General features: G+C 33.5%; 2 protein-coding genes. Both read left to right on the forward strand.

Annotation, left to right across the window (positions count from 1 at the left end; all coding sequences use genetic code 11):
* A partial coding sequence (locus COZ07_RS00725) for an efflux RND transporter periplasmic adaptor subunit (protein ID WP_406606698.1) occupies positions 1-1,045 on the forward strand: 1,045 nt, incomplete at its 5' end.
* A gap of 36 nt (positions 1,046-1,081) precedes the next feature.
* On the forward strand, positions 1,082-1,459 hold a 378-nt coding region (locus COZ07_RS00730; RefSeq protein ID WP_406606699.1), incomplete at its 3' end, for an ABC transporter ATP-binding protein.

Below are 1,459 nucleotides of genomic sequence, written 5' to 3' on the forward strand. Positions count from 1 at the left end.
GAAATGGTTAATGGTGGGAGTAATTATTATATTAATTGCTACCTTTCTGGTCTGGAATAGATTTTTTAAGGTAAATAGCGATAAAGAGTTAACCGATCAAAATATTAATATCACTATCAATCCGCAAACGGTGATGACCTTAGAAAAAGGAAATCTTAGAAAGACAGTTTCCACTAGCGGCTATTTACAGCCAGTAGATGAAAAGGTACTTAGTTTTAATTTAAATGGTGAAGTTAAAGAAATATTAATTAACGAAGGTGATAAAGTTACCCAAGGAGAAGACTTGATAAAATTAGATAAAAATGAACGAGAGCTAAATTATTTAAAAATAAAAAATGCTTATGAATTGATTAAGATCAATGGTTCAGATAGTGGGATAGAAGAAACCAAATTGGATTTGACCATAGCTGCAAAAAGTTTAGAAGATACTACTCTTAAGGCTCCTTTTTCTGGTTTAGTTACTGATATTTCAGTAAAACCTGGTGATTATGTAACTCAAGGGTTGCAAGTTGCCTATTTAATAGATGACAGCAGTTATGAAATAAACGCTGCCGTTAATGAAATTGACAGTTTAGAAATAAAAAAAGAGCAGGAAGTAATTATTAGACTGGATGCCTTTCCAGATAGAGAATTTGAAGGAAGAGTAAAAGAGATCGGTTATTATACCGAAAATGTTAATGGGGTGGTTACCCTTCCAGTGGTAATCCAGGTAAATACAGCTGAACCGGAATTTAGACCAGGATTTTCTGCTTTATTAGAGATTATTGTTGATCAGGTGGAAGGTAAATTATTAGTTCCGATTACCGCGGTTTTCAATCAAAATGAGCAGTCCATGGTAGCTAAGGTAGTTGATAGTAAACCAAAATTAATCCCCGTAAAAACTGGAGTTAGTGATGGAGTTTATACCGTTATAGAGGATGGCTTAATCGAAGGAGATCAAATTATGATTAATGCTTATCAATTTGCTGGTATAAAGCCAGAGGCTAATCTATTTGGAGGAGGAATGCCTCCGGGTATGGGTGGCGGGGTTATGATAAGAAAGTAAAAAATAATAAATAAAAAATTATGAAGGTGCTTCTTAATGTTGGAAATAAAAAAAATAACCAAAGTATATAAAATGGGCGAAGTATTAGTGAATGCTTTAAGGGGAGTTTCTTTTCATATTAATAAAGGTCAATTTGTAGCCATAATGGGTCCTTCTGGCTCTGGTAAATCCACCTTGATGCATATCATAGGTTGTCTTGACCATCCTACAGAAGGAATTTTTATCATGGACGGAGAGGATATAAGTAAAGTAAATGATAATAAATTAGCTGAAATCCGAAATAAAAAGATTGGCTTTGTTTTTCAACAATTTAACTTGCTTGCACGAACTACTATTTTGTATAATGTAGAAGTCCCCTTGATTTATGCCGGAGTAAATTCAAAGAAAAGAAAAAAATTAGCCGAGCAGGCATTA

The organism is Candidatus Infernicultor aquiphilus, assembly GCF_002784285.1.
GTDB classification, from domain to species: Bacteria; Atribacterota; Phoenicimicrobiia; order Phoenicimicrobiales; family Phoenicimicrobiaceae; genus Infernicultor; species Infernicultor aquiphilus.